At 73.7% G+C, this 4,459-nt stretch carries 4 protein-coding genes and 1 pseudogene; 4 read left to right on the top strand and 1 reads right to left on the bottom strand.

The features are described 5' to 3' along the window. A pseudogene (locus tag J1C73_RS17995) lies at positions 1–1,319 on the top strand (hypothetical protein); the annotation flags it as partial. Positions 1,320–1,416: 97 nt separating this feature from the next. On the opposite strand, the gene J1C73_RS17990 reads toward J1C73_RS17995, so the two are convergent. Then, on the bottom strand, positions 1,417–2,256 hold the full coding sequence (locus J1C73_RS17990) for a DUF3109 family protein (RefSeq protein ID WP_207317293.1): 840 nt from the start codon (positions 2,254–2,256) through the stop codon (positions 1,417–1,419). A 40-nt stretch (positions 2,257–2,296) separates the two neighbouring features. Between J1C73_RS17990 and J1C73_RS17985 the strand changes: the two genes are divergently transcribed. The 3 genes from J1C73_RS17985 to J1C73_RS17975 all read left to right on the top strand — a co-directional run. Continuing rightward, the gene (locus tag J1C73_RS17985) at positions 2,297–3,247 is read left to right on the top strand and encodes a Ppx/GppA family phosphatase (protein WP_207317292.1); all 951 of its coding nucleotides are present in this window, start codon (positions 2,297–2,299) and stop codon (positions 3,245–3,247) included. Positions 3,248–3,342: 95 nt separating this feature from the next. Further along, complete coding sequence (locus J1C73_RS17980) at positions 3,343–4,170, top strand: sugar phosphate isomerase/epimerase family protein (RefSeq protein ID WP_123460025.1); 828 nt, start codon at positions 3,343–3,345, stop codon at positions 4,168–4,170. Continuing rightward, on the top strand, positions 4,167–4,459 hold a 293-nt coding region (locus J1C73_RS17975), incomplete at its 3' end, for a helix-turn-helix domain-containing protein (protein WP_207317291.1). The genes J1C73_RS17980 and J1C73_RS17975, both read left to right, overlap by 4 nt.

Genomic DNA, 4,459 nt, shown 5'->3' with positions numbered 1-4,459 from the left:
GCCGCAGTCCGTGCCCGCCCCGGAGACCCCCGCGGCCGCCGAGGCGCACCGCCGCGAGCTGGCCCAGCTGGCCTGGCCCGAGGCCGCGGGCACCACCCCCGAACAGCGAGAGGCGCTGGAGCTCGCGGTACGGCACCGGCTCACCCCGGCCGCGGTCGCCGCCGTCCTCGGTCTGGAGGCCGCTGCCGCCAGGGAACTCCTGGCCGCGGCCGCCTGCGAGGTGGAGCGGACCAGGGCCGCGCTCGCCGTCGTCGCGTCGGGCAGCTGTCCCACGGCGGGCAGGCTCACCGGCGATCGGCGCATACTGCTCTCCGCCACCCTGCGCCGCGAGCNNCGTCACCCCGGCCGCCGCGCTGGCGGTCGTCGAGGCGCCGCGCCCGTCCGCCTACGTGGCCATGATTCACGCCCAGAAACATCAGAAGAATCGGTCCGCCACTCCGCGGTTCGACCGGGCGGGCTTCCCGATGGACCCCAAGGACCACGCCGCGCGCCGGGACCGGCTGCGGTCGAGGGTCATGACGACGACGGTGGTCGCCACGGTCGTCGCCGCCCCGGTGATCGCCCTGTGGTCCGCCTACCGGGGCGCACCGCTCATCGGCGAGGGGCACGACGGGGCCTCGGTCGCCGCGACCGAGATGGACGAGAGCCGCGGCGGCGACCCGTACGACCGCTACGAGAACGCGGGCAACGCCACCTTCGAGTCCGGCCCCCGTTTCACGGACGACGACGGCCTCCCGGACGTCTCGGCCGAGGTCATCAGTGTGGACACGCAGGCGGGGCCGGACACGGGTCGGCACGGCGCGGGCGGGCTCACCGTCGAGGCGCGTCTGGTCGGCGGCACGACGATGATCACCCTGACCGCGTCGAAGGCCGGCCCGGTCGCCTGGTCGGCCCGGACCCCCGCGTCCTGGCTGCGCCTCAGCAGCTCGTCCGGGAAGCTCGCCGCGGGCGGCAGCGTCACGATCCGGGTCCTCGTCGACCACGGGCGCGAACCGGCCTCGCACTGGACCGCACGGGTCGCCCTCACCCCGTCGGGATCGGCCGTCGCGATCCACGGGTACGGCGGGAGGCGTCCGTCGGGCGGCAGACCGCACCCCTCGCGGCCGGGCGGCTCGCTCCATCCGCGCCCGCCCGTCCCGTCGGACCCGTCGTCCTCACCGGACCCCACGGAGCCGACACCGGACCCGACCGACCCGACGCCCGGCCCGACGGACCCCACCACGACACCGACGGACCCGGGCGGGCCGAGCCAGTCCCCGGGCCCGTCGACCACGACCGGCCCGGGAAAGAACCCGAGCGTCCCGCCCCCGGCGAACTGAAGCACCACCGCCCGGGCCGGCCCCGGAACTACGCCGGACCGGCCGGCGGGACGGCCCCGGCAACCGCGCCGGACCGGCCGGCGGGACGGCCCCGGAACTACGCCGGATCGGCCGGGTGGGGCGCCATCGGCAGCAGCGAGGAGAGCCGCTCCTCGCACAGCCCGGCCAGCCGGTCGTACCCCTCCTTGCCCATCAGCTCGGTCAGCTCGGGGCGGTAGGACACGTACACCGGCTCCCCGGCCCCGTGCGCCGACGTCGCCGACGTGCACCACCAGTGCAGGTCATGACCGCCGGGCCCCCATCCCCTGCGGTCGTACTCACCGATCGTCACCTGGAGCACCCGGGTGTCGTCGGGCCGGTCGATCCAGTCGTAGGTACGGCGGACCGGCAGCTGCCAGCACACGTCCGGCTTGGTCTCCAGGGGCTCCTTACCCTCCCGCAGCGCCAGGATGTGCAGCGAGCAGCCCGCGCCCGCCGCGAAGCCGGGCCGGTTCTGGAAGATGCACGAACCCTCCCAGCGCCGCGTCTGGCGCTCCCCGTCGTCGTCGGTCTGGACCCAGCCCGACTCCGTACCCACGTCGTGGAACTGCCACAGATCCGGAGTCAGCCGGGCGACATGCCCGGCCACCCGCTTCTCGTCGTCCTCGTCCGAGAAATGGGCGCCCAGCGTGCAGCACCCGTCGTCCGCGCGGCCGGCCTGGATGCCCTGGCAGCCGCTGCCGAAGATGCAGCTCCACCTGGACGTCAGCCAGGTCAGGTCACAGCGGAAGACCTGCTCGTCGTCGGCGGGGTCCGGGAACTCCACCCACGCCCGCGCGAAGTCGATCCCCGTCTCGTCGGCCCCGTTGGGTCCCTTTGTCTCCGGCTGCTGCATCTCCTGCTTCGTTTTCTGCTTCTTCGTGACTTTGTCCGGCTTCGCCTTTTTCGTCTTTGGCACGCGCCAAGAGTAAGACCGCGGCCGCAGTAGCGTTCTGCGTATGAGACTCGGAGTCCTCGACGTGGGGTCGAACACGGTTCATCTGCTGGTGGTGGACGCGCACCCCGGCGCCCGCCCGCTGCCCGCGCACTCGCACAAGGCGGAGCTGCGCCTGGCCGAGCTCCTCGACGAGGACGGCGCGATCGGCCCGCTCGGCGTGGACCGGCTGGTGGCGACGATCGCCGAGGCGGCCCAGGCCGCCGAGGACAAGGGCTGCGAGGACGTGCTGGCGTTCGCCACCTCGGCGGTACGGGAGGCGAGCAACGCCGACACCGTGCTGGCCCGGGTACGGGACGAGACGGGCATCGGCCTCGCCGTCCTCAGCGGCGCGGAGGAGGCCCGGCTCACCTTCCTCGCCGCCCGCCGCTGGTTCGGCTGGTCGGCGGGCAAGCTGCTGGTCCTGGACATCGGCGGCGGCTCGCTGGAGATCGCGTACGGCATCGACGAGGAGCCGGACGCCGCCGCGTCGCTGCCGCTCGGCGCCGGACGGCTCACGGCCGGCTGGCTGCGGGGCGACCCGCCGGACCAGGCGGAGGTGAAGACACTGCGCCGGCACGTACGGGCGAGCATCGCCCGCAGCGTGGGCGAGTTCACCCGCTTCGGCCGCCCCGACCACGTCGTGGCCACCTCCAAGACCTTCAAGCAGCTCGCCAGGATCGCCGGCGCCGCCCGCTCCACCGAGGGGCTGTACGTGCAGCGCACCCTCAGCCGCAAGGCACTGGAGGAGTGGGTGCCGAAGCTGGCCGCGATGACGGCCGAGGAGCGCGGGAGACTGCCCGGCGTCTCCGACGGCCGCTCCGCCCAGCTGCTGGCGGGCGCGTTGGTCGCGGAGGGCGCCATGGACCTCCTGGGCGTCGAGGACCTGGAGATCTGCCCCTGGGCGCTGCGCGAGGGCGTCATCCTGCGCCGCCTGGACCACCTGCCCACGCCGGAAGCGGTGGCCCTGACCTGACGGCCGCCGCGGACGGGCGCGGCGACCGCCATGGCCCTTCTCACTTTCCGCCGGGCTTTCTCGGCGCCGCGCACCGCGGCCCGTACGCTGTCTGCGTGGCAGAACCAGTGGTGCGCATCCCGGATGCGAAGGTCGCCCTGTCGACGGCCTCCGTCTATCCGGAGTCGACGGCGACGGCCTTCGAGATCGCCGCGCGTCTGGGCTACGACGGTGTCGAGGTCATGGTCTGGACCGATCCCGTCAGCCAGGACATCGAGGCGCTGCGCCGCCTCTCGGACTACCACCAGGTGCCGATACTGGCTGTTCACGCCCCCTGTCTGCTGATCACCCAGCGCGTCTGGTCCACCGATCCCTGGGTCAAGCTCCAGCGGGCGCGGGCGGCCGCGGAGAAGCTCGGGGCGTCGACCGTCGTGGTCCACCCGCCGTTCCGCTGGCAGCGGCAGTACGCGCGTGACTTCGTCACCGGGATCTGGCGGATGGCGGACGAGACCGATGTGCGGTTCGCCGTCGAGAACATGTACCCGTGGCGCTACCGGGACCGGGAGATGCTCGCGTACGCGCCCGACTGGGACGTCACCAACGACGACTACCGGCACTTCACCGTGGACCTCTCGCACACCGCGACCGCCCGTACGGACGGCATGGCCATGGTCGACCGCATGGGCGACCGGCTGGCCCACGTCCACCTCGCCGACGGCAAGGGTTCCGGCAAGGACGAGCACCTGGTGCCCGGCCGGGGCGACCAGCCCTGCGCCGAGCTGCTGGAGCGACTGGCCCGCACCGGCTTCGGCGGCCATGTCGTCGTCGAGGTCAACACCCGCCGGGCGATGTCCACCGCAGAACGTGAGGCCGATCTCGCCGAGGCGCTGGCCTTCACCCGGCTGCACCTCGCCTCGTCCTCCGCCCAGGTGCCGCGCCCATGACGGCGGGCGACGGCGGCCCGAGCCCCAGACGCCGCGGCCGCCCCTCCCGCACCGAGGCGGCGACCGGCCCCGATGCCCGCACCCGCATCCTGGAGGCCGCCCGCACCGAATTCGCCGAGCGCGGCTACGACAAGACGTCGATGCGCGGCGTCGCGAAGGCCGCCGGCGTGGACGCGGCACTGGTCCACCACTACTTCGGTACGAAGGACGAGGTCTTCGCCGCCGCGGTCGAGGTCTCCTTCGAGCCCACCCTGGAACTCTCGGACGTGCTCGGCAGCAGTACGGAGGG

It is taken from the genome of Streptomyces laculatispora (assembly GCF_017353455.1).
GTDB classification, from domain to species: domain Bacteria; phylum Actinomycetota; class Actinomycetes; order Streptomycetales; family Streptomycetaceae; genus Streptomyces; species Streptomyces laculatispora.
The sequence above is the reverse complement of the archived record's forward strand: the minus strand, read 5'-3'. Positions and strand labels throughout refer to the sequence as shown.

Coding starts and splice junctions, on each gene's coding strand:
- J1C73_RS17985 (WP_207317292.1), top strand. CDS start 2,297: ATGAGACTCGGAGTCCTCGACGTGGGGTCGAACACGGTTCATCTGCTG.